This window comes from Agarivorans albus (assembly GCF_019670105.1).
Lineage (GTDB): Bacteria > Pseudomonadota > Gammaproteobacteria > Enterobacterales > Celerinatantimonadaceae > Agarivorans > Agarivorans albus.
The window spans coordinates 1,491,184-1,512,936 of sequence record NZ_AP023032.1 but is presented as its reverse complement, the minus strand read 5'-3'; the positions used below and the strand labels follow the sequence as shown (position 1 = coordinate 1,512,936).

24 protein-coding genes are annotated in these 21,753 nt (G+C 45.0%); 13 read left to right on the top strand and 11 right to left on the bottom strand.

Annotated features, from left to right (window positions below):
* Window positions 1-567 precede the first annotated feature (567 nt).
* From K5620_RS07050 to K5620_RS07035, 4 genes are all read left to right on the top strand, one after another.
* A complete protein-coding gene (locus K5620_RS07050; protein WP_246612316.1) occupies window positions 568-2,028 on the top strand; it encodes a polysaccharide lyase family 7 protein in 1,461 nt (486 codons plus the stop codon).
* Window positions 2,029-2,796: 768 nt separating this feature from the next.
* Complete coding sequence (locus K5620_RS07045; RefSeq protein WP_040307406.1) at window positions 2,797-3,156, top strand: hypothetical protein; 360 nt, start codon at window positions 2,797-2,799, stop codon at window positions 3,154-3,156.
* Between the two features lie 140 nt (window positions 3,157-3,296).
* Entirely contained in the window at window positions 3,297-3,848 is a 552-nt protein-coding gene (locus tag K5620_RS07040) for a sugar O-acetyltransferase (RefSeq protein ID WP_016402784.1), read from the top strand.
* Window positions 3,849-3,871: 23 nt separating this feature from the next.
* On the top strand, window positions 3,872-4,285 hold the full coding sequence (locus tag K5620_RS07035; RefSeq protein ID WP_016402783.1) for an acyl carrier protein: 414 nt from the start codon (window positions 3,872-3,874) through the stop codon (window positions 4,283-4,285).
* Between the two features lie 92 nt (window positions 4,286-4,377).
* Here K5620_RS07035 and K5620_RS07030 read toward each other — a convergent pair whose 3' ends face one another.
* From K5620_RS07030 to K5620_RS07005, 6 genes are all read right to left on the bottom strand, one after another.
* Window positions 4,378-5,586, bottom strand: coding sequence for an MFS transporter (locus K5620_RS07030; RefSeq protein WP_016402782.1), 1,209 nt, complete (start codon window positions 5,584-5,586; stop codon window positions 4,378-4,380).
* Window positions 5,587-5,599: 13 nt separating this feature from the next.
* On the bottom strand, window positions 5,600-5,785 hold the full coding sequence (locus tag K5620_RS07025; protein ID WP_016402781.1) for a hypothetical protein: 186 nt from the start codon (window positions 5,783-5,785) through the stop codon (window positions 5,600-5,602).
* Between the two features lie 233 nt (window positions 5,786-6,018).
* Entirely contained in the window at window positions 6,019-7,512 is a 1,494-nt protein-coding gene (locus K5620_RS07020; protein ID WP_040307405.1) for a sensor histidine kinase, read from the bottom strand.
* A complete protein-coding gene (locus tag K5620_RS07015; RefSeq protein WP_016402779.1) occupies window positions 7,502-8,203 on the bottom strand; it encodes a response regulator transcription factor in 702 nt (233 codons plus the stop codon). The genes K5620_RS07020 and K5620_RS07015 overlap by 11 nt, the downstream gene beginning before the upstream one ends.
* Window positions 8,204-8,285: 82 nt before the next feature.
* Complete coding sequence (locus K5620_RS07010) at window positions 8,286-8,993, bottom strand: spondin domain-containing protein (protein ID WP_016402778.1); 708 nt, start codon at window positions 8,991-8,993, stop codon at window positions 8,286-8,288.
* 13 nt (window positions 8,994-9,006) lie between these two features.
* Window positions 9,007-9,705 (bottom strand): spondin domain-containing protein, encoded by a 699-nt coding sequence (locus K5620_RS07005; RefSeq protein WP_016402777.1) that lies wholly within the window; start codon window positions 9,703-9,705, stop codon window positions 9,007-9,009.
* Between the two features lie 436 nt (window positions 9,706-10,141).
* Between K5620_RS07005 and K5620_RS07000 the strand changes: the two genes are divergently transcribed.
* The 7 genes from K5620_RS07000 (at window position 10,142) to K5620_RS06970 (ending at window position 15,490) form a co-directional block, all read left to right on the top strand.
* The gene (locus K5620_RS07000; RefSeq protein ID WP_016402776.1) at window positions 10,142-10,930 is read left to right on the top strand and encodes a transporter substrate-binding domain-containing protein; all 789 of its coding nucleotides are present in this window, start codon (window positions 10,142-10,144) and stop codon (window positions 10,928-10,930) included.
* A gap of 11 nt (window positions 10,931-10,941) precedes the next feature.
* A complete protein-coding gene (locus K5620_RS06995; RefSeq protein WP_016402775.1) occupies window positions 10,942-11,610 on the top strand; it encodes an amino acid ABC transporter permease in 669 nt (222 codons plus the stop codon).
* Between the two features lie 12 nt (window positions 11,611-11,622).
* Window positions 11,623-12,273 (top strand): amino acid ABC transporter permease, encoded by a 651-nt coding sequence (locus K5620_RS06990; RefSeq protein WP_016402774.1) that lies wholly within the window; start codon window positions 11,623-11,625, stop codon window positions 12,271-12,273.
* On the top strand, window positions 12,266-12,988 hold the full coding sequence (locus K5620_RS06985; protein WP_281423310.1) for an amino acid ABC transporter ATP-binding protein: 723 nt from the start codon (window positions 12,266-12,268) through the stop codon (window positions 12,986-12,988). Before K5620_RS06990 ends, K5620_RS06985 begins: the two co-directional genes overlap by 8 nt.
* A gap of 40 nt (window positions 12,989-13,028) precedes the next feature.
* Window positions 13,029-13,856 (top strand): MurR/RpiR family transcriptional regulator, encoded by an 828-nt coding sequence (locus K5620_RS06980; protein ID WP_016402772.1) that lies wholly within the window; start codon window positions 13,029-13,031, stop codon window positions 13,854-13,856.
* Between the two features lie 125 nt (window positions 13,857-13,981).
* Window positions 13,982-14,989, top strand: a complete 1,008-nt coding sequence (gene alc, locus K5620_RS06975) for an allantoicase (RefSeq protein ID WP_016402771.1) — start codon at window positions 13,982-13,984, stop codon at window positions 14,987-14,989.
* A 9-nt stretch (window positions 14,990-14,998) separates the two neighbouring features.
* Window positions 14,999-15,490, top strand: coding sequence for an ureidoglycolate lyase (locus tag K5620_RS06970; RefSeq protein WP_016402770.1), 492 nt, complete (start codon window positions 14,999-15,001; stop codon window positions 15,488-15,490).
* Here K5620_RS06970 and K5620_RS06965 read toward each other — a convergent pair.
* Entirely contained in the window at window positions 15,482-16,366 is an 885-nt protein-coding gene (locus K5620_RS06965) for a LysR family transcriptional regulator (protein WP_016402769.1), read from the bottom strand. The two genes, K5620_RS06970 and K5620_RS06965, sit on opposite strands and share 9 nt — an antisense overlap.
* Before the next feature lie 106 nt (window positions 16,367-16,472).
* On the opposite strand from K5620_RS06965, the gene K5620_RS06960 reads away from it, so the two are divergent.
* Complete coding sequence (locus tag K5620_RS06960) at window positions 16,473-17,087, top strand: class I SAM-dependent methyltransferase (RefSeq protein ID WP_016402768.1); 615 nt, start codon at window positions 16,473-16,475, stop codon at window positions 17,085-17,087.
* On the opposite strand, the gene K5620_RS06955 is transcribed toward K5620_RS06960, so the two are convergent.
* The 3 genes from K5620_RS06955 to K5620_RS06945 all read right to left on the bottom strand — a co-directional run bounded on the left by K5620_RS06955 (window position 17,084) and on the right by K5620_RS06945 (window position 19,609).
* The gene (locus K5620_RS06955; protein WP_016402767.1) at window positions 17,084-17,626 is read right to left on the bottom strand and encodes an NUDIX hydrolase; all 543 of its coding nucleotides are present in this window, start codon (window positions 17,624-17,626) and stop codon (window positions 17,084-17,086) included. The two genes, K5620_RS06960 and K5620_RS06955, sit on opposite strands and share 4 nt — an antisense overlap.
* Window positions 17,627-17,798: 172 nt before the next feature.
* Complete coding sequence (locus K5620_RS06950) at window positions 17,799-18,887, bottom strand: alkene reductase (RefSeq protein ID WP_016402766.1); 1,089 nt, start codon at window positions 18,885-18,887, stop codon at window positions 17,799-17,801.
* A 50-nt stretch (window positions 18,888-18,937) separates the two neighbouring features.
* Window positions 18,938-19,609: a glutathione S-transferase family protein gene (locus tag K5620_RS06945; protein ID WP_016402765.1), complete on the bottom strand. Its 672-nt coding sequence runs from the start codon at window positions 19,607-19,609 to the stop codon at window positions 18,938-18,940.
* A gap of 157 nt (window positions 19,610-19,766) precedes the next feature.
* On the opposite strand from K5620_RS06945, the gene K5620_RS06940 reads away from it, so the two are divergent.
* Window positions 19,767-20,135 (top strand): winged helix-turn-helix transcriptional regulator, encoded by a 369-nt coding sequence (locus K5620_RS06940; RefSeq protein WP_016402764.1) that lies wholly within the window; start codon window positions 19,767-19,769, stop codon window positions 20,133-20,135.
* A gap of 1 nt (window position 20,136) precedes the next feature.
* Here K5620_RS06940 and K5620_RS06935 read toward each other — a convergent pair whose 3' ends face one another.
* On the bottom strand, window positions 20,137-21,516 hold the full coding sequence (locus K5620_RS06935; RefSeq protein ID WP_040307404.1) for an aminotransferase-like domain-containing protein: 1,380 nt from the start codon (window positions 21,514-21,516) through the stop codon (window positions 20,137-20,139).
* Between the last annotated feature and the right edge of the window lie 237 nt (window positions 21,517-21,753).

The window sequence follows — 21,753 nt, the reverse complement described above, 5'->3', positions numbered from 1 at the left end:
CTTCATTGAGAACAAGGTAACTCAAATTGGTTACCTTGTAAAATGTAACCCAAATAAGTTACATACAACAAAGTAACTTGTTTATTACCCGCTAAGCACATCGACCAGCATTCAACAAAGTCAAAGCCCATATAAATCATACAATTTTAGGTTTTTGTATAGGTGACAAAAGAGCCTTCAATTCAAACTTAACCAGTAATCCAGCTTAAAAAGGCTAAAAACTCACCAAATAAGGCTAAAACTGGTAAACCTTGCTTTAGCTTAAAAAACAAGCAAAGCAACATTTAATTTCATATTTGTATGACTAGTTCACAAAATAACAACAATTGTATTATAAAAACACATTATTGCAGTGTATCGCTGATTTTTTCATCATCAACAAAGCTAACATCAAATTTCATAAACAAATCATCACGTTTATGAACGCTGTTGGTCATTTACTTTTAAGCAGTTGGTAAGTCGTGGCCTGCAGAAGGCTGGGCAACTAAGGATAAACCCGCTCGTCTTAGTCTGCCTTAATGTAACTTCACAATAAGCAACAAGGTTTTAAAAATAAGGAAATGAGTAATGAAACCTATTGATAAATGCACTGATTCGAACAAGACACTCGTTAATGGTAAAGCACTAAAAAAATCACTTTGCTTTGTTGTTCTAGCGCTATCTTCTTCGTTGGCGACTGCTGCAACTTTCAACATGCAAAAAATGGAAACGGGCTACTCAATTGATGGTAACGGCGGCGCTGTTGAAGGACAGCAGCTTTACCTATGGACAACCAAAACCACCAATGTAAATCAAAACTGGGTGCAAATTAGCCATGGAAGTGGTTACTACTCTTACAAGAAAGAGGGTACTAGCCTTTGTTGGGATGGCGGAACGGGTGGTGCTAAGCGTCAAGCAGTTACCTTAGAGGTATGTGATTCCAGCAACTACGACCAACACTGGAAGAAAGTTAAAGTAACCAGTGGCACCGAAATTTATCGTTTTGAAAAACGCAATGCACCAGGCTTTTCTATCGATGGCAATGGCGGCGCCGCACTGCGTCAATCACTCTACCTTTGGACATCAAGCAGCGGCAACATTAACCAGCAATGGGAGCTAACCAGAACCGATGATACATCTGGCGGCGGCTCAGGTGGCGGTAGCGGCGGCGGTGACCACAATCTTGATGCGTCTAAAGCACCTTCTGGCAATTTTGATCTATTGGACTGGTACCTAAGCATTCCAGTAGATGAAGGCGACGGTTACGCCACTTCAATTAAAGAAGTAGAGCTAGCGGCAAGTTACGAAGATAGCTACTTCTACACCGGCAGCGACGGCGGTATGGTGTTTTACACGCCAGTTAAAGGGGTAACAACCTCTAGTGGTACCAAATATGTACGCACCGAATTACGCGAAATGCTACGCCGCGGAAACACCTCGTATTCTACTAGTGGTAAAGACAATAACTGGGCGTTTTCAAGTATTCCAAGCAGCAGCCAAAGCGCTTTTGGCGGCATTGATGGCGTACTAGACGCCACCCTTGCGGTAAATCACGTCACCACAACAAGCTCAAACAACGAGCAAGTGGGCCGAATTGTAATTGGGCAAATTCATGCAGAAGGCAACGAACCTATCCGCCTTTACTACCACAAACTACCGGGTAACAGTAATGGCGCTATTTACTTTGCCCACGAAACGTCGAAATCAGACGGTGGTAACGAAACGTGGTACAACCTACTAGGCAGCATGGTGAGTTCAAACGGTGATTTAAACAGCACCTCTAACCCATCAAGCGGTATCGCCTTGAACGAAGAGTTCTCTTATACCATTACGGTGAATGGCGACGCACTTACTGCCAAGATCAGCCAAAATGGCAGCCAGCTCGCCAGCAAAACTATCAACATGTCTGGCAGTGGTTACGATGATTCCAGCAACTACATGTACTTTAAAGCCGGTATCTACCTGCAAGACAACAGCAGTAACGATAGCGACTACGCAAAAGTCACTTTCTACAAATTGACCAATACTCACGATAACTACAACCCATAAGTTGAGTTGTCAGGGTATCGAACAAGCAGACAAAGGCCGCTAGTTAAGCGGCCTTTTTTAGTATTAGTGTCTTTTTTCGTAGGACAATAAAGTTTGAATAACTCAATGTTTTTGTCTCAAAGCTAGTTAAGGTGTTGCTATTTTCCTTTGGCCGTGGTGCCGAATTTCGCCTCTCGGCGACGTCATTTTTCTTTGGCGACCAAAGAAAAACGAAGCAAAAAGAAAGGTCGCCCTGCATTATCTTTATCCTTCGTTGCTCAGTGGCAAGCGCGCCTGCGCAACTCGCTACGCTCAAACAGTGCTCAGCTTAATCGCTTGTCACTTCCGCGACTCGGCGATAATGAAGGAAGGAGTAAAGCATGTCGTAATCTTGACCTGACGCTGTTATACCTTGAGCCAGCTTACTGTATGATTGTTCAAGTTTTTTGATACTCGCTAGTTCAGCGATACACAGTCGCCTACTAGCTGCAAAGTAACAGTATGTAAATATTACATGTCTCTGGAGAGTATTGGTGAGAATACTAATATTAAGCTTATTTGTAGTATCACTCTCCTCATGCGGAGGATCTAAAATAGATAATTGCTTAGACCAAGGTGGTAGCTTTAATTATCAAAAGTGCGAGTGTGACTTTAAACAAAACCATAAAGCGCCTGATGTGCATCATTGCTCAGAATAATAGAGCATGTGTTTAGGTCTATAACTTTATTATTAACGGCTAAGCAAATTGTAAAAGCCATAAGCAGTTTAAGTATGAGCGTTAAGAAACTATGTATCGTATCCCTCAAGAACTCGATCTTTCGAAAATGGTTGGACAGGTTACTACGCAAATACGCGTAGGGCAGTTCGACCTTCATTTCTCGTTTGGTGATGTTAACTTTGCCATTCAGTCACCCGTTGAACTCGTTCGGAATGGTGAAGTGGTTGGGAATTGGCGTGAGGGCGAATGGCCTTCTCCTGAGTTTTTTGAAGTTATGAATGTTGAAGTGACTGAGTATAAAGTCCCAAACAACAGAACCATTGTCATCAGCCTGGCCGGTGGGCTGGAAATATACCTCAGCGACAATTCTGATCAGTTCGAGTGTATGCAAATCTCTTTTGAGGGAGAGTCGGGCGCATGGGTTATCTAGCGTTGCCTAACAAACAAAATAATCAAGAACTCGTCGCTACGCTCCTTGCGGGAGAAGTGCCACGACGCGACGAAACCGCTGCTCTCGCCCATTTTCTGGGCGTTATATTTCTATGAACCTTTTCGATTTTAGGAAGTAGTATGAGTGAGTTAGATAAGATGATTTCGGGTGAAATTTATGACCCGAGCGATGAATTACTGTCGAAGATGCGTGCAAATGCGAGAAAAATTACCGCTGAATATAATAGGACAAGCAGAGAACAAAAATCAGAGAGGTTCAAACTGCTTAACGACCTATTTGGTCATATAAGTGGCGATATTAAAATAGAGCCAACTTTTAACTGTGACTACGGAAAAAATATAAACATTGGAGATAACTTTTACGTGAATTTTGGCTGTGTAATTTTGGATTGCGCAGAAGTTAAAATTGGCGACAACTGTTTTATTGGACCTCAAGTTGGTATTTACACAGCTTGCCATCCGATTGACCCAATTGAACGTAATAGCGGAGTTGAGTTTGCGAAACCAGTTACCATTGGGAACAATTGTTGGATTGGTGGTCATGCAACTATCAACCCCGGGGTAGTGTTAGGAGATAATGTTGTAGTTGCTTCTGGCTCTGTCGTGACGAAGAGTTTTCCTAACAACGTAATTGTCGGTGGTAACCCAGCCCGAGTCATTAAGGAAATCTAACAAGGCGTTATGTGTTGTAGTGAATGAATATTGAACTTGAAGTAAAAAGGATTATTGCCCATCACTCCGGCTTAGATGTAGCTGAGATATCAGTCGGCGATATTATTGAAGATGATTACGGCATATCTGGTGACGATGCTTGGGAAATTATCGAAGCTCTTCAAGACAAGTTCGATTTAAATCTTGAAGAATTAGAATTTCCAGTACACTTCTCTCCGGAAGTTAGCTGGTCGAGCCATACAGAGTATGGCTATTATCCGGTGAGAGTGTCTCACTTGGTGCAGGTATGTGAATCTGGTGCTTGGTTTAAGCCAGAAAAAAGTGAGAGCTATTATCTGCTGTCTCGTAAAGCACGCTGGAAAAATCGAATTCTATATATTGGCTTGGTTGTTTTGATTGCGGCTATTTTTGGAGTTTATTTTGACAACTGCACATAACAAACTCAGCTAAGTTAACCTCCTGCCCCTGTAGCAAGAAGTTAACTTTCAAGCTTTACCTCACTTATGTTCAGTTACATATTCAGACAGGCTTAACTCGCAGCGGCCAAACGCATTACCGGTTTATCATTAATCGGCAAATGAATCAGTGCAGCGATAAAGGCCAATGCCACAGTTGACCACCAAATAGGTTCGTAAGAGCCGTAATAATCGTAAATACGCCCACCTACCCAGGCACCTAAAAAACTGCCAATTTGATGAGTAAAAAACACTAAGCCATACAAAGTAGATAAGTAGCGAGCGCCAAATATTTGCCTAACCAAACCCGAGGTAAGCGGCACAGTACCTAACCAACAAAAGCCAATAGCGCCACCAAATAATGCTGCTGTGCTCTCGGTCACCGGCAAACTGACAAAACCAGCGATGACCACTGTTCTCATAAGATACAAGGCCGACATAACATGGCGCTTACTAAATCTGTCGCCCATTACGCCCCAAAAATACGAGCCAAAAATATTGAAGATCCCCACATAGGCTAAAGCCATGGCCCCGGTTGTGGCACTTAAGTTTTTATCGGCGAGGTAACTAGGCAGGTGAGTCGCAATAAACATCACATGAAAACCACAAACAAAAAAACCAGCATGAATAAGCCAATAACCTTTATGGGAAAACGCCTCTTGTAAGGACTCTTTAAGGGTTTGCTTTTCGTCTACTACCGCTTGATCTGCAGTGCTAGGTTTAGCGGTTTTCATAAACATAGCAAACGCCACCATTAAGGCGCATAACAAAGCAAAAGCTTGCAGGGCTTGCTGCCAGCCCATTTGGCTTAGCATAAGTTGCGCGCCGGGAATCATTGCAAACATACCAAAGGAGCCTGCCGCAGTAGTTAAGCCAAAAGCCTTTACAGCATGTTTTGCTGGCACAACTTTAGCCACTGCGCCCAATACAATCACATAGCTCGTGGCACTAAGCCCAAGCCCTACTAATGCACCCAAAGATAGATACAACATGCTAGGCAGCGTGGCGATTGAGCTTAAATATAAACCCACTGCATAAGCTGCTGCTCCCAACACTATTACTCGCTTTGCACCCCACTTATCTGCAGCCATACCCACAAAAGGTTGGAACATGCCAAACAACAGGTTTTGCAAAGCAATGGCAAAGCTAAAAAACTCTCTACCTAATTGAAAGTGCTCTGATACTGGCATCATGAAAATACCAAAGGACTGGCGAATACCAAGCGAGATAACCAAAATGCCAATGCCTAGCCAAACCAATGCCGGAAAGCGAAAAATACTCATGCAAGCCTCTTACTTAATGATGAGAATGGTGGTGAGAGTGATGCTGCGATGCATCGTCATTAATTTGGTGGCAGCCGCTATTCATAGCCTGTTCAGCCAACAGCTTTAATAAGCCCGGCGAGTGATGCACAACAAGCAGCGTTAAGCTTAATAACAGCAGCATTCTCAGCATTTGAGCCAGAATAGATTGCGAAAACATAGGGTGATTTATTTGCTGGTAACCAAAAGAAGCGCGGAGTGTACGCAGTTCTGTTTCCTCAAACTAATGAATTTAACTCAGGAGATATATGCACAGAACGCATAGCTTAATCAGCAGTTGTATAGAGCAATAAGCAGTAACTAGAAGAAGTTAAAAACTGCACAAACCAACGCCTATATATCAACATTCACTGGGCTACACCGATAAGCGCCAACCCAGTGAAAAGTGCAGAATTACATAGGTTTATCTAGGGTAAAACAAAAACGGGTACCTTCGCCTAAAGTGGACTCAACGCTAATTGATGAACGATGCAGTTGCACTATTCGTTTAGCAATGGCCAAACCTAAACCGCCATGCGAGCTTTTATCTTTCGCTCGATTAGCTGCTCGATAGTGGGCGTCGAAGATATGCGGTAAATCATCGGCAGGGATCCCTGTGCCCGTATCACTTACGGTAATGGCTAATTTGTTGCCCTGCTCTGCTTGGTCGATTGTTACTTTAATCTCGTCGCCTTCACTGCAGTGACGGATCGAGTTCTCCAACAAGTTGGTAAACACTCGCTCAATACGTTGAATATCGGCGCAGGCAACTAAGGATGGGTCTTGCGGCTCCACACTCATTACCACCTGTTTTTTCTGGGCAGCTAACTCGAGTTTTTGAATTACGTCCTGGGCTAATTCAGCAATTGCGACTGACTCTTCATTAATCGTAGCTTGGTCGCTATCAAGGTGGGCCAGCTCAAATAGCTGCTCCACCAAGCTAGAGGTTTTACGAGCACTGCTTAATGCCACTTTAATTAACTGCTCACCTTCTTCGGGAGATAAGTCACGGTGTTTTAACTGCCAGGTTTCTAAGTATCCTTGCAGTGATGCTAGCGGTGTTCGCAGGTCGTGAGAAACATAAGAAATAAGCTCTCGGCGCAGTTGGTCGGTGTCTTTAACCTTTTGATATTGGCCCTTAATAGTGGTGGCCATATCACTAAAGGCAGCGCCTAGCTTTTGCACTTCATCGTGAGAGTTATTTTGCCAATGCTCTGCAATGTTGGCTGTTTGCTCCAAACCAACATGCTGAAACTGATCAATATCCTTGGCTAGGCGACGCAGTGGTTTGGTAAGCAAACCGAAGATAAGAAATACCACTAACAAGCTAAAACCTAAAATGAACAAAAGCCCCAGCATGCTTAATTTCATAATGTGACTGCTTTGCAGCAGCTCGGCAACGCTGTCGTAGATCTCGCCACCAATGATGATGTACAGATATCCTTTTAAGCTATTGCCTTCGCGAATTTCGGCCACCGAAAAAATCTTACTTCTTGAGGGAGAGCGAGGGTCGTCGCCAATAATTGGCATGGCTCTAGACCCGTCGATAAAATCTCGAATTGGCTTTAGATCTAATTGTCTGCGTTTGATTTTGCTGGGATCGGCTGAGTAAGTCACCACCTTGCCGGCGGTATCAAGAATGTAGAACTCAAAACTTGGGCCTAAGATCATCATCGAATGAAAAGCCTGCTTAATCGCTTTAGGATCAAGCTCTCCATCTTTAAACAATTGGCTTTCGTAAACTAAATGTTCGGCTAATTGTAAATGCAGTTTTTGTTCAATTTCGTTTTGATACTGCTGCGAGCTTTGATGAGCCAAGCCCAGTAACAAGCCACCCGCTAAAATAAAACACACCACCACGGCCAGCATTAACTTGCTGTAAAAAGAACTGATAAACCTAAACATCATTAAACTTGTACCCTACTCCCCACACAGTTAGCACGTATTCAGGATTAGAAGGGTCGCTTTCTAACTTGGTGCGTAGTCGATTGATATGCGAATTTACGGTGTGCTCGTAGCCGCTGTGTTTATAGCCCCAAACTTGGTCTAATAGCTGAGCTCGGCTGAACACTAAACCCGGTGATTTAGCCAGATGCAGCAGTAAATCAAACTCGGTAGAGGTAAGCTCCACCGCCTGATTGCGCACCGATACTTGGCGACGACCAATGTCGATGGATAAGTCCTTCCACTGCATGGTAGTAGCGTCGGTTTGTTGCTGGCTTTGCACTAGCATATCAACGCGGCGCAACATGGCTTTCACTCTTGCTTGCAGCTCGCGCACGCTAAAGGGTTTAGTGAGGTAGTCATCTGCGCCCATTTCTAAACCCACCACCCGATCGGCCTCTGAGTCGCGTGCGGTGAGCATTAAAATTGGCGTATTGTGTTGTTGGGCGCGAAGTTGTCGACAAATGTCTAAACCGTCCATGCCGGGTAGCATTAAATCAAGCACGATTAAGTCGAAGTTATCGCTGCTGGCTTTGGCATAGCCTTGCGCGCCATTCTCGCAGCTTTCTACTTGATACATCATGTCGTTTAGATTCATGGTGATCAGGTTATTAATATCGTGGTCGTCTTCAATGACCAGGATCCGCGGGGACATATAGGCTCCTTTCCTTGTAATGAACGACCACAATGAGTAAGGCACTCACCCGCACCTAAGTACGGGTGTAGTGTTCTCTGCACTAGTTGGTACGAGTAATCACTACTCTTCCCACTGTGCCAGACAATCGATGATCTGGCAGCAATACTGACGCAGGGTCGTCGGCTTGTGTAACTAGACCGGGATGACGCGAAACTTTATTCATTACATCATCACGTGCCGCGTTAAACCCTTCACCGCCATCAGCTGGGCCAGGAATCGTTCCCACCGCTTCGCTGTTTTGCTCGGTTCCTGCATCATAGGCTGGCAAACTGTAGGTCATGCTATCACCCACCATTAAGCCACCAATATCAATACCATTTAGCCCGGTAAATGCATCGTTAGTATTCACCATCATAGTGGCTAGTGATAGTTGCATATCGCTGCGCTCGGAAGCACTTATCATTAAGGTTTCATAAGCACCTGGGCCAATAGCGCCAGCACCAGTTACTGCTACATTGTCACCAGTAAACATAGCTGCAATGTCAGAGGCGTCACCACCTTCGGCCATGGTTTCTAAGGGTACGCTGGCAGAAGTTCCCAATGTCCATAAACTCATGGTTGCACTATGAATACCTACTACAGCTGGTGATAAGGGCTGCGCCGAGGTGTCGTTGTAAATGGTTACTTCATACTCTAGCGTATCTGGCTCAACCACGACGATTTTCTCGTCATCACTGCCACATGCACTTAGTCCTGCCGCCATTACCGCTACGGCCAAGGCTCTCTTACTAAAACTTGAGATAGCCATAGATCCTCCTTAATTACTTAACGGTAACAACCACTTTTGCAACTGGGTTTAACCAGCGGTGAATACGGCTGTCTAGGTCACTCATGCCGCCCGTTGCATCTTGGTCACCCACATTGCCAGGGTGAATATGAATGTTGGTATTGCTTGATGCTGTAGCTACGCCACTGCCGCCAGTTCCACCATTCATGCCAGGGTTTGCAGGAATACCCGGTGTACCAGAAGCTCCGCCGCCGTTTACTATTTCGTCGTTGGCTTCGGTGCCGGCGTCGTAACCATTCATGTAGAAGGTATAAGTGCCTGCTTCACTTGGAATTTCCCAGCTGTCTTTACCTACAAAACCATCATTGGTTGGCAGTAACATGGCAACAATACTTAAATGGGTGTTGCTGCCAGTATCTAGGTCACTCACCATCACGTAATCGGTTGGTGCCAATAAACCAGCCGCTGGATTGGCTGATGAAACAGCACCAATACCGTCGGCAATTGTGACTAAACCAGAGATGTCTCCACCCTCTGCCATCATTTGCAGGGCTGGCGATGCCGCTGTACCTACTTCAAATAGGTGGGCGTCAGAAGTATGTGCAGTTACTAATAAAGGGGTGTAGTAAATACCTTGCGTTAAGTTAGTAATTTTAACGTCTACTACCGCGGCTTGGCTTAATGTACTTACAGCAATAAACGGCATTGCTAACAGAGATGACTTGAGATCCATGGTTCGCTCCTTTTGCGGTCCTTATTTAACAGTCAAATCCAGTATAAGAAGCACATGTCCCAACCAATTCACGAACTTATCACTTTTCTATCACAGGCATTAAAGCCCATTTAAAACAAATAGTTAAACTTAAAAATTTGTTTTTAAAAACGATATTTGGACAAATATTTGCGATTTGTTTCAAATAAACTCACAGATACCACTTTAGTAGTAATTTATGCACCAAACAGATCCCAAACAGCACCAAGATGGGTAAATATTAAACACTGCCCGCTAGTTCATCTTCACCTCTTCATCAAACAAAAATCTATAACCATATGTATTTAAAGGAATTATTAAATACTTACTTCACTTCCAGCTTAATGGCTCGTACGTTGCAAATAAAAAACAAAAGATTCATTCGTTTCACAACAAGTAAACTCGCTAAGGAAGCTTTATGTATACCTTCAAAAAACTATTTGCTAGCGCAGCCATTTTACTTTGCGCTCTAAGCAGCACCGTAAGCCATGCCGACCAACTAGCTACTTTAATGGAGCGCGGCGTATTAAAAGTAGCCGTGCCACAAGATTTCCCTCCGTTTGGCTCGGTGGGGAGTGATTTACAACCCATGGGTTACGACATTGATATGGCTCGCTACCTAGCTGAGCAGCTGGATGTAAAACTAGAATTAGTGCCAGTAACCAGCGCCAACCGCATTCCTTACTTACAAACTCGCAAGGTTGATTTGGTTATTTCTAGCCTAGGTAAAAACGCCGAGCGTGAAAAAGCCATCGACTTTAGTGATGCATATGCACCATTTTTCCTTGGTGTATTTGGCGCCGCAGAGGTAAGCGTTGATTCTGCGGAGCAACTGGCAGGTAAAACCGTTGGTGTTACCCGTGGCGCTGTTGAAGACATAGAGCTAAGCAAATTGGTGGATAGTTCTACCACCATTAAACGTTTTGAAGACAATAACACCACCCTGTCAGCTTACTTATCAGGCCAAGTAGAGCTTATTGCCACCGGTAATTTAGTTGCCACAGAAATTGCCAAACGCGTTCCAAACCGTAAGCCAGAGACTAAGTTCTTACTTAAAAACTCGCCTTGTTATGTAGGTGTACTTAAAGGCGAGCCTGCACTGGTTGCCAAAGTAAACGAGCTAATTGCTAAAGCAAAACAAAGTGGTGAGTTAGAGAAACTCTCGCTTGCATGGTTTAAAACATCGTTACCTAAAGAGTTGTACTAAAGGAGCGCGCCATGAGCTACCAACTAGACTTTAGTGGCTTACTGCCCTACATGCCTGAGCTTGCCAAGGGCTTACTCACCACAGCCGAGCTCACCTTGTACTCAACCTTTGCTGGGATCTTACTCGGTACTGCGGGGGCTGCAGGTAAAATAAGTAATAAAGCTTGGTTGCGCTGGCTCATAAGCGCTTATGTAGAAGTAATTCGCAATACACCGTTTATTGTGCAGTTATTCTTCATCTTTTTTGGCTTGCCAGCCTTGGGGGTAAAACTAAGTGCTTGGCAAGCGGGCTGTTTGGCCATGGTGATTAACCTAGGCGCCTACCTCACCGAAATTATTCGTGCAGGTATAGAAGCCACCCCTAAAGGCCAGTGGGAAGCGGGTAAAACCTTAGGCCTAAGCCACTGGCACATTTTTAGCCGCATAGTATTACCCACTGCGTTTCAACGTATCTATCCGGCCTTAGTTAGCCAATGCATTATCGTGATGCTGGGCTCGGCGGTAGTCTCGCAAATCTCTGTCGAAGAGCTCACGTTCTCAGCCAACTTTATTCAATCGCGTAACTTTTTAAGCTTTGAATCTTACTTGCTCACCGCACTGATTTATTTGCTGCTAGCCATTGCCATGCGCCAACTGTTTGAGCTGGCCGCTCGTCGCCTTTTCAAAAACCCTGCATTGTAGGAGTAGTTTAATATGATGCAATTTACCGATTGGGACATCTTACGCAACCTGCTACTGGCAGCGCGTTGGACGGTCTTGTTATCACTCATTGCCTTTGCCAGCGGTGGCTTAGTTGCCCTACTGCTAACCTTTATGCGCATAAGCAAAAACCCCGTGTTAAGCGCCTTCGTTAAAGGCTATGTAGAACTGTTTCAAGGCACACCTCTGTTAATGCAGTTGTTTGTAACCTTCTTCGGTTTATCACTAATTGGCATTGATGTGAGCGCTTGGAGCGCTGCCATCATTGGTTTAACTTTGTTCACCAGCGCCTTTTTATGTGAGATTTGGCGCGGCTGTATCGAGTCTTTACCCAAGGGCCAATGGGAAGCATCTCGCACCTTGGGTTTGAGCTTCTTTCAAACCATGCGCTACGTTATTTTGCCGCAAGCACTCACCGTGGCCATTGCTCCTACTGTAGGCTTTTCGGTGCAAGTGGTGAAAGGCACTGCACTCACATCCATTATTGGTTTTGTAGAGTTAACTAAAGCCGGCACCATGCTTAACAATGCCACCTTCCAACCCTTTAAAGTGTTTGCCCTAGTGGCAGCGCTGTACTTTTTGTTGTGTTTCCCGCTGTCTTTATACAGCAAGCATTTGGAGAAGAAGCTCAATGTCACTGGTTAGTATTGAACAAATTCATAAGTATTACGGCCAACACCATGTGCTAAAAGGCATAGACTTAAAAATAAAGGCTGGCGAAGTTATCTCTATTATTGGCCGCAGCGGTTCTGGAAAAAGCACCCTATTGCGCTGCATTAATGGTTTAGAACCCTTTCAAAGTGGTGCCATTATTGTAGATAAACAAGCGGTAAGCGAAGACGAAAAACAGCTTAGGCTACTTAGCCGTAGTGTAGGCATGGTGTTTCAAAACTTTAACCTCTTCCCCCATATGACCGCTGGCGAAAACATTATGTTAGCGCCCAAGTTAGTAATGGGTAAAAGTCAGCAAGAATGTCGCGAGCTAGCAAAAGAAGTGCTGGAAAAAGTGGGTTTAGCCGACAAGTTTGATCAATACCCCACTAGCATGTCGGGCGGCCAGCAACAACGCGTGGCCATTGCCCGCTCTTTGGCTATGTCGCCTAAAGTATTGCTGTGTGACGAAATCACCTCGGCCCTAGACCCTGAGCTGGTAGGTGAAGTACTCAAAGTTTTAGAACAACTAGCCGCCGAAGGCATGACACTAGTTTTAGTCACCCACGAAATGAACTTTGCTCGCGACGTTGGTGATAGAGTGGTCTTCATGCACCAAGGAAAGGTGTGGGAAACCGGCGACAGCAAACAGGTATTTGCTCAGCCCCAAACCACCGAGTTACAAAGCTTTATTTCTGCAGTGTTATAAGCTGTAAGCAATAATGAAATTAAAAGGACCTTAAGTAATCATGACAAAATCGGCCTGTGCATTTAACCAACGTATTGTTGAACACTATCCGCAGCTTTCGGCCAAAGCACGGGTAGTTGCAGATTACTTGCAGCATCATCCCGATAAAGTATTGATTCAATCAACCGCCGAAATCGCTAGCGCTTGCCAAGTCTCCAAAGCCAGTGTGAGCCGTTTTTTCCGTCAACTGGGCTACCAAGATCACCAGCAAGTCTGTGACGAGCTTCGCCAAGAGCGCGAATGGGGACAACCACTGTTAACCAGTGAAGCGAGCGATACTAGTGAACACAGCGATTTAGCCGCTATTAGCCAGGTATTTAAGCAACTAGAACAGATTGATTGCGAGGCTTTAGTGAAGCAAATTAGCCAAGCCAAACGGATAACTATTATTGGCTATCGCAACAGCTATCCACTGGCTTTGCACTTTCGCCAGCAATTAATGCAATGTCGCAAACAGGTGTATTTATTGCCGGTTCCGGGTCAAAGCATTGGTGAGGAGCTCGCGCAACTTGGCGATAAAGACTTAGTAATAGTGATAGGTATTCGCCGCAGACCCAAATTGTTTACGGCACTTATAGAGCAGTTACAAAATCTTAATTGCTTGCTAATTACCGACCAAAGTGGCCAGTGCTATCGCACTCAAGTGAGCCAATTACTGGTCTGCCCGATGAGCAATCACTCTGCCTTAGATAGCTATGCCGCACCGATGAGCTTGCTCGCCCATTTAAGCAACAAGGTCTACGATTACTTAGCGCATTCAGCCCAAACCCATAGCAACCAAGTCAGCAATAATTATCAATTACTTGATGAGCTAGAAGCTCACCACTAAACATTACCTCACTGTTACTTACAGAACCCAATAAGGGGAACCACTAAGCAGCAGTGAAACAATTGAACCAAACAAGTAGACGATGAGCCAATTAGCGCATTCTCTCAACAAATTTAAGGATAACTATGAGCCAAGCTATAACTGCCCCAGCTGCCACCGATGCGCCAGCCTTTAGCCAACAGTGTGTAAACTTAGCCGACAACCGTTTAGGCAGCCAAATCATCGCTGTGAGTGACGATTTTTTTGCCAAAGCCGAACGCATGCTCAACCACTTGCCCGCTCTGTTTTACCCAGACAAATATGATGATAACGGCAAATGGATGGACGGATGGGAAAGTCGCCGCCGCCGTGATGCAGGCCACGACTGGTGCATCGTAAAACTAGGGGTTGCAGGCAAGGTTAAAGGACTACAACTAGATACTAGCTTTTTTACCGGTAATTTTGCCCCAGCGGCCAGTATTGAAGCCTGCTACTGCGAGCACGATACACCACCAAGTGATACCCAATGGCACAGTATTCTCTCTGCCAGTGCTTTAAGTGCCGATAACCACCACTTTTTTGCAGTAGACACTGAGCAGCCGATTAGTCATCTAAAAATTAATATTTTTCCCGATGGTGGCATTGCCCGTTTACGGGTATTTGGCCACCCCATCCCACAACATTCAAGTGAGCAAAGCATTGATCTAGTTGCCCTTAAAAATGGCGGCAGAGTCATTGGATACAATGATGCGCATTACGGTACGCCCAGCAATCTGCTTGCGCCAGCCAAAGGCGTTAATATGGGCGATGGCTGGGAAACCCGCCGCCGCCGAGAGCCGGGTAACGATTGGTGTATTATTGCTTTAGGCCAAGCTGGCGAGGTTGACAAAATTGAAGTGGCCACCACTCACTTTAAAGGCAACTTCCCCGACAAACTGTCGATACAGGCAGCCAATATTCAAGATCCTAACGATTTAAGTTTGATCAGCCAAAGTATGTTTTGGCAGGAGTTGTTGCCCGCTAAGTCACTTAGCGCCGACAATGAGCATCACTTTAACGAGCTAAACTCGCTTGGCACCATCACGCATATTCGAGTGAATATTTATCCCGATGGCGGCATCAGTCGCCTGCGCTTGTGGGGTAAATCAGCTTAAGGAATGGCAATGAAAAAACTCAGCTTACAGCCGCTTACTCAAGCGACCTTTGCGCCCTTTGGAGATGTAGTGGCCTGCGACAGAGTCTCGCCTTTTGCAATCAATGGCGGAACCACCAGTCGCTTCCACGACTTGGCCGAGTTGCAAGCCAGCGGCAGCCAAGCCAAGCTGATTGTCTCGATATTTCGCGGCCAAGCCTTTCAGCTGCCACTAGCCATAGATATGCTGGAACACCATCCCTATGGCAGCCAGCTATTTATGCCCTTGTCCCAACGCCCCTACGTGGTAGTGGTGGCAAAACCTGGTGAGCTAGATGAAGATAGCATTTGCGCCTTTTGGGCACAGCCTGACCAAGGGGTTAACTACCACAGCGGGGTATGGCATCACCCCTTAATTAGCTTGCAACAAACTAGCGACTTTTTGGTGATTGACCGAAGCGGCGAAGAAGCCAATTGTGTAGAACAGCAACTAAGTGAAAGTATACAGTTACAGCTAGCTTAGCTGCTCGGCCAAAAAGTCATACACCATACGCAGTCGTCGGCTGGTATTTAGCTCTCGATGAACCACCAGCCAAGATTGTGTAGGGATTGCAGCTAGAGAAGGAAAGGCGCGCTCGACCAAGGGCTCGCTGTCGCCTACTTGCTCTAACATAAAGCCAATGCCAACGCCCTGTTTCACCAGCTCCCACTGGACTAAATGGTTGCTCACTACCGCCGGAAAGTTACTTTGCTTAAGCGAGAAACCTAGCTTAGCCAGCTCATTAATCAACTCATCGTTTTTATCGAAAGCGAGGAATTTTGCATCAGCAAGACTTTGAATAGTGCGAGGCTGTGGCCACTTAGCTAAGTAGCTTTTAGCCGCATATAAATGCACATCGATATCTGCAACACGGCGGGCGATTAACTCCAATTCGGTAGGTTGATATGCCCGAATGGCAATATCTGCTTCTCGGCGTAACAAGTCGCTAGAGTCATTGCTGGCAATAATCTCTACCCGCACACCTGGGGCGTGTAGCCGTAGTTTCTCAACAATACTCGGCAGAACAAAAGCTGCCACGGCCTCCGAAGCCGAAATGCATACGTCACCTTCAATGGCTTCTGCTCTACCAGAAGCGGATAAAGACAAATTATTAGCCGCTTGGCCCATGGCTTGAACGTGTGTCAATAACTCTACGCCACTGGTGGTGAGGCTTAGCCTGCCCCCCACTCGCTCGAACAAGGAAACACCTAGTTCTTGCTCTAAGGCCGCCACTTGGCGACTTAAAGTAGGCTGAGTCATAGCTAATGCTCGCGCAGCAGCGGATAAAGAGCCTTCTTCAGCGGTAACCAAAAAAGCCCGAGCCCTATTCCAATCAAAATTTATAGAACGCCTATCCATACAAATACGTATACCTAAGATGCATTATTGATTATTGCTACCTGTTTTAAGCATGATTACTATTCACTCAATCAGCGCTAAACGCAACTCATTAGGGAAAATGTTGATGGATACTCGCAATAAGTTTTGGGATAAACATGCTAGCTCTTACGCTAAGCGCGCTATTTCAGATATTCCCAGCTATGAGAAAAAACTGGCACTTAGCCGCGAGTACTTTTCTAAAGATGCTACGGCCATTGAAGTGGGCTGTGGTACCGGCTCAACTGCATTACTACATGCCCCTTATCTAAAGCACATACTCGCCACCGATATCTCAGCCGCAATGTTAGATATTGCAGAGCGAAAACGCCAAGAACAGCAAATAGACAATCTAAGTTTTCAGCAAGCTACAGTCGAAGAGCTAGTGGTAAATGAACCGGTAGACATCGTCTTTGCACTTAACCTGATTCACCTATTGGAAGACAAAGAAACCGCTATAGCGACCATAAAGAGTTGGCTAAAACCAGGTGGAGTACTAATTAGTAGCACCCCTTGTTTAGGCGACAGAATGAAATTTTTTAAGCTAATTGGCCCAATTGGTAAAGCACTAGGCCTGATGCCTCTAGTAAGAGTGTTTACCGAGCAAGAACTGCTGAATAGCTTTCAACAACAAGGCTTTAGCATCGACACCAAGTGGCGACCAGAGAAAGCTCTATCAGTATTTTTGGTGGCGCGAGTTTAAACCGCTTGTTTAAGTGGCGAGTTTATCAAACATTCCGTCACCACTTTTTGCAGTAAAAAAGTCTCGCGCTCAACCGACATACCCGCTTTAGGATTACTGGCGATAGTCTCTAGGTTATGGGCGATAGCGCTATGAATGTTCAACCAGACGGGCTTCATTCCATTGTTGATTTCGTAGTCTTCTAAGGCATTTTCGGCAAGTTCATCATCAATTTTGCACAAGTAGCAATAGGACAGCATATGCATGTAATCAGCATCATCTTTATACCAGGGGCGATATTCTTCATAGCAGCCAAAGGGCTGAATATCGCGCACATTTTGTGCACCAGTTTCTTCACTCAGCTCCCGCTTTAAGCCTTCAATCAGGTTTTCGCCTTGGTCAACACCGCCGCCAGGCAAGGTGTAATCATGATAACGCTCGGTATACATTAACAAAATCTCTTCCCCCTTTAGCACAATTGCTCTTGCAGCAACGCGCTCCAAAGCCTTCCCATCAAGGGAACTAAGATCAGGGTGAACAGTAGACTTTAATAAACGCATAGCACCAAACGGTAGAAAATTGGCTGGCGAATTTAGCAACAAAGCAGGTTACAAGCAACTGAGTTACAGATATAAATAAAAAAAGGCCTCGCACGCGAGGCCAAACACCACAGGGAATTGTGGACTTGCACAAACATTTCTTGCTTCAGCTTTTTCGCAAAGAAATGAAAACTTAAGAGCTTACACTCATTAGAAAGGGGTAATCGGTATAACCTTTCGCTCCACCACCATATAAAGTGTCTTGGTCTAACTCATTCAACTCGGCACCTTGTTTAAAGCGCTCGGGTAAATCAGGGTTGGCAATGAACGGGGAGCCAAACGACACGAGGTCGGCACTGTCTTCTACAATGGCTTGTTCAGCACTGTTCGCGCTATAACCACCATTTGCCATGTATGCGCCCGCGAAGCGGCTGCGCAACTGAGTGAAGTCGAAACCTTCGCTGCTTGCTCCAGCAAAATTCTCTACTACGTGGAGGTAAGCAAGCTTCATGGGGCTAAGCTGCTCAACCAAGTAGTTGAACAAAGCTTGAGGATTGCTATCAGACATCGAGTTAAAGTTGCCGGTTGGCGAGATTCTAATCCCCACTCTACCCGCTCCCCATACCTCGGTCACGGCTTGGGTAACTTCCAAGCTTAAGCGCGCTCGATTTTCGATTGAGCCACCATAGATGTCGTCACGCTGGTTGGTTCCGTCTTTGAGAAACTGATCCAGTAAATAGCCATTGGCAGCATGAATTTCTACCCCATCAAATCCGGCCTTTTTAGCATTAATAGCGCCTTGTTTAAACTGCTCAACTATTGACGCTATTTCTTCGGTTTCAAGCGCTCGTGGCGTTTCAAAATCTAAAAATCCCTGTTCAGTAAAGGCTTGTCCTTCTGCGGCTATCGCCGACGGCGCAACCGGCAATTCACCATTTTCTTGAATAACCGAATGAGAAATACGGCCAACATGCCAAAGTTGCAGCACAATTTTTCCGCCCTTGGCGTGCACAGCATCCGTAATTGTTTTCCAACCGGCAATTTGTTGCTCGCTATGAATACCTGGCGTAAAAGCATAACCCTTGGCCTGAGGTGACACTTGCGTAGCTTCGCTAATAATTAGAGCAGCACTCGCTCGCTGTGAATAGTATTCCACATTAAGCTCATGAGGGTAGTCGCCCGGTTGGGCAGAGCGAGAACGGGTAAGCGGCGCCATAACAACACGATGTTTCAGTTCTATATCGCCCAGTTTGATTGGTGTAAACAGTTGGCTTAGAGACATATCTTTATCCTTTAAGATCATTAAAAGTAATAAACAAACGTTTTAGCGAGCTACTTAGTAAGCCAACTCTCGGCATTACCTAAGTAGTCGGCAAACAGTGAGTTAAAGTTCTCAACTACCGAGCCCGATACTTCCGGCAAGGCTAGCAAGCGTTGCCCTAGCGCCTTTAGCTTGGGAAAGTTTGCAAGTAAATCACGCTCAAACAAGCTTTCTATCGCCGCAAAACGGGTAAACAATGGCGCTAACACGGTGTCGATTAAGGCTAAGTCTTCACCATTAAAAAAGCCCTTATCACTGGTTAAAGCTTCTAGACGCGAGAGCTTGTCGTTTAGCCCAGCTTCTGCTTGAGCAAAGTCATCCTGATTTTTGGCTAATGAGGTTTGATACTGCGCCATTAATACTTGGCTTGAAAACTCTATCCATGCGCGATCTTTGGCTTTTTGTAGAGGGTCACTCGGCATTAAAGAGCCTTCGGTAATTTCATCCAAGAACTCGTTTATCACCGCAGACTCAAACAAGACATCGTCGCCGTACTTAAGCACCGGCACTTTGCCTAAAGGAGATAGCGCCAAAAACCAGTCTGGTTTGTTGGCTAAATCAATGTACTTAATCTCAAACTCGATACCTTTGTATAATAAAGTAATCACCGAGCGTTGCACAAAGGGACAAAGCTTGAAACTTATCAGTTCAATGGTTTGGTTCGGCTTATAAATGGCTGACATCGAGTGATTCCTTGTATAAATTAACAAATATGCGCTTGGCCAATCGATATAACTTTTGTATCCAAACGAAACATAGTATCTTTTGGTAACTATAAGAACGCTTTTAGCGAACTACAAGTACGCACTAATTAGATATTTAGTTTCCTCGAGGTGCCTAATGTTGGATTCAGCGGCTTCTAGCCCAGAAAAAAATTGTGAAGTTTCTTTGACAGAGCAAAAGCATGAATGCCCTGTTTCGACCGCCATTGAAGTAATTGGTGGTAAATGGAAGGTGATTATCTTGTATCAACTACGTGGTAAAACGCTGCGTTTTGGTGAACTCAAACGAGAGATCCCCAAAATCACTCAAAAAACCTTAACCCAACAACTGCGTGATTTAGAAAAAGATAAGCTGATAGAACGCAAAGTATTTGCCGAAGTGCCACCAAGGGTTGAGTACACCCCAACCGCTTTAGCCGAACAATTAAATCCGGCCTTAGATTTGCTTTGTGACTGGGGAAAAGCCTATCAAAAGGCCCACGAGTAGCTTAAATTCGCCGTAGCAAAACATCACGAATTAAACCCAGCGCATGTTTAAGATCGGATAGACTTTGCGTGGCCATTAAACTAATACGCACTGCCGGTCGCTGTTTACCCTCGAACCTAAAATGCTGCTCACCACTTACATGGATATGATGGCCGAGCATTACCTCTACAAAGGCTTGGCTGGTCCAGCCCAGTGGCAGATATAACCACAGGTGGTAAGCACTATGTTCAGCCAAATGCTGATTAACAAACTCTAATTCATTGAGCATTGTTTTTGCCAAATTCTGTCGCGCCAATGCTTGACGCTTCTGCCATTGAGTTACTTTGGCTACAGCTCCGCTTGTAATTAACTGACAAGCTAGTTGCATAAGTAAGGGCGAAGGCAACCAAACCGTTGTTCTTACCAAATTTATATAATCGTCACGACTACTTTTAGGTACCACCAACAGCCCTAACCGCAAACTCGGCGATACACACTTAGACAAACTCGTTAGATAAATGCTTTGCTGCGGGGCAAAATGAAAAAAGGGTTTTATTTCTTCTGCAGCCAAAAAGCCATAAATATCGTCATCAATCACTTGAATAGCGCAGCGTTTAACCACTTTAGCCAGTTGCTCACGCCGCTGATTCGGCATTACCGTTCCGGTTGGGTTTTGACAGGAAGCCACCAGCATTAACGCCCGTATAGTTTGTTGCTCATGCAGCCGCTCTAAAGAATTGGGCACTAAACCCTGTTCATCAAGCGCCACTGGCACAGGTATTCTGCCTGTTTGGCGAAGCACCGAGAGGATCCCCGGATAACACAAGCTTTCTACTGCAACCCTATCCCCGACTTGAGTGCATGCCAATACTGCAACCAATAAAGCATGCTGCGCACCATGACAGACAATAACCTGGCTCTGTTCGCAATCAATGCCTTGAGTTTTCAGCCATTGATGCAGAACGGCCAACTGCTCTGGGTTACCGGCATCTGCCTCATAATCGCAATAGGCACTTAAATCAGCATTGGCAAGCGCGCTTAGCTGAACGCTTAAAGGTTTAAGTAAGGGGCCATTTAATGGCGCTACCAAGGAAAGGTTAAGCTCGTTTTGAGTACGCCCTTTAATGCCAGCACTAAGGTTTACATTAAAAGAAACAAAGGTGCCTTTACCTATCCCAGAACTTAACAAGGCTTTGTTTTCTAATTCTTGGTAAGCCTGACGCACCGTTACGGCACTACTGCCAATTTCGCTGGCGAGGGTTCGATGCGATGGCAGTTTATCTTGATAGGCTATCTGCCCCTTCAAGATAGCGTTCTCGATACATCGAGCAATCTCAAGATATAGAGGTCGAGATTTTGGGTTAAAACCTAGCAATATTGTGTCTAGCAACTCTGCGCTCACTCATTTGTTTACAATTAGCAGAATATAGCTATCTGCATGATATTTATAGAATAACCATTTAGAACAAATGGTATCACCGAATAACTAGATGATTTACAGCCTCATGTGGTTTTAGCAGCTAAGCAAACCGATTGAACTAGTAAAACAAGTCAATTATTGAGTAATGGTTAAATATACGCTCAAATAATTGCCAATGAACTAGTTCAATGCAACTATCGTTAATAAATCAGCACGGGG

Bases quoted from the DNA above. Each gene is read 5' to 3' on its own strand.
- K5620_RS06995 (WP_016402775.1), top strand. From the start codon at position 10,942: ATGAGCTACCAACTAGACTTTAGTGGCTTACTGCCCTACATGCCTGAG.
- K5620_RS06955 (WP_016402767.1), bottom strand. From the start codon at position 17,626: ATGCGTTTATTAAAGTCTACTGTTCACCCTGATCTTAGTTCCCTTGAT.
- K5620_RS06990 (WP_016402774.1), top strand. From the start codon at position 11,623: ATGATGCAATTTACCGATTGGGACATCTTACGCAACCTGCTACTGGCA.
- K5620_RS07030 (WP_016402782.1), bottom strand. From the start codon at position 5,586: ATGAGTATTTTTCGCTTTCCGGCATTGGTTTGGCTAGGCATTGGCATT.
- K5620_RS07025 (WP_016402781.1), bottom strand. From the start codon at position 5,785: ATGTTTTCGCAATCTATTCTGGCTCAAATGCTGAGAATGCTGCTGTTA.
- K5620_RS06980 (WP_016402772.1), top strand. From the start codon at position 13,029: ATGACAAAATCGGCCTGTGCATTTAACCAACGTATTGTTGAACACTAT.
- K5620_RS06940 (WP_016402764.1), top strand. From the start codon at position 19,767: ATGTTGGATTCAGCGGCTTCTAGCCCAGAAAAAAATTGTGAAGTTTCT.
- K5620_RS07010 (WP_016402778.1), bottom strand. From the start codon at position 8,993: ATGGCTATCTCAAGTTTTAGTAAGAGAGCCTTGGCCGTAGCGGTAATG.
- K5620_RS06960 (WP_016402768.1), top strand. From the start codon at position 16,473: ATGGATACTCGCAATAAGTTTTGGGATAAACATGCTAGCTCTTACGCT.
- K5620_RS07040 (WP_016402784.1), top strand. From the start codon at position 3,297: ATGAGTGAGTTAGATAAGATGATTTCGGGTGAAATTTATGACCCGAGC.
- K5620_RS07015 (WP_016402779.1), bottom strand. From the start codon at position 8,203: ATGTCCCCGCGGATCCTGGTCATTGAAGACGACCACGATATTAATAAC.
- K5620_RS06950 (WP_016402766.1), bottom strand. From the start codon at position 18,887: ATGTCTCTAAGCCAACTGTTTACACCAATCAAACTGGGCGATATAGAA.
- K5620_RS07020 (WP_040307405.1), bottom strand. From the start codon at position 7,512: ATGATGTTTAGGTTTATCAGTTCTTTTTACAGCAAGTTAATGCTGGCC.
- K5620_RS07035 (WP_016402783.1), top strand. From the start codon at position 3,872: ATGAATATTGAACTTGAAGTAAAAAGGATTATTGCCCATCACTCCGGC.
- K5620_RS06970 (WP_016402770.1), top strand. From the start codon at position 14,999: ATGAAAAAACTCAGCTTACAGCCGCTTACTCAAGCGACCTTTGCGCCC.
- K5620_RS07050 (WP_246612316.1), top strand. From the start codon at position 568: ATGAAACCTATTGATAAATGCACTGATTCGAACAAGACACTCGTTAAT.
- K5620_RS06965 (WP_016402769.1), bottom strand. From the start codon at position 16,366: ATGGATAGGCGTTCTATAAATTTTGATTGGAATAGGGCTCGGGCTTTT.
- K5620_RS07000 (WP_016402776.1), top strand. From the start codon at position 10,142: ATGTATACCTTCAAAAAACTATTTGCTAGCGCAGCCATTTTACTTTGC.
- alc (WP_016402771.1), top strand. From the start codon at position 13,982: ATGAGCCAAGCTATAACTGCCCCAGCTGCCACCGATGCGCCAGCCTTT.
- K5620_RS07045 (WP_040307406.1), top strand. From the start codon at position 2,797: ATGTATCGTATCCCTCAAGAACTCGATCTTTCGAAAATGGTTGGACAG.
- K5620_RS07005 (WP_016402777.1), bottom strand. From the start codon at position 9,705: ATGGATCTCAAGTCATCTCTGTTAGCAATGCCGTTTATTGCTGTAAGT.
- K5620_RS06945 (WP_016402765.1), bottom strand. From the start codon at position 19,609: ATGTCAGCCATTTATAAGCCGAACCAAACCATTGAACTGATAAGTTTC.